The following is a 332-nucleotide window of genomic DNA, read 5'->3' as shown; positions in this document are numbered from 1 at the left end:
ATCAGACCCAGTTGCAGACATGCTGACGAAGATTAGAAATGCCGGCATGGCAGGGCACGAAAAAGTAGATATTCCCACATCCAAGCTTAAGCTTGAGATAGTCAAAATATTAAAGACCGAAGGGTATATTAAGAATTTTAAGAAGGCAAGCCAGGAAGGAGCGAATGTTATCCGGGTTTTCCTTAAATACGATGACAATACCGCTCCTATTATTCACGGCATAGAAAAGGTGTCAAAACCCGGTCGCCGTGTTTATATGGGATATCAAAATATGCCAAGGGTATTGAACGGATACGGAACCCTGATCGTTTCGACGTCGCAGGGTGTAACAA

Annotated in this window: 1 protein-coding gene; it reads left to right on the top strand. The window is 43.4% G+C overall.

Translation table 11 applies throughout. From position 1 onward, the window contains the following. A partial coding sequence (gene rpsH / locus ACYVTD_RS18565) for a 30S ribosomal protein S8 (RefSeq protein WP_461249066.1) occupies positions 1-332 on the top strand: 332 nt, incomplete at both ends.

It is taken from the genome of Treponema sp. R6D11 (genome assembly GCF_054786075.1).
Note: the sequence above shows the minus strand (reverse complement) of the source record. Positions and strands in the feature narration are given on the sequence as shown.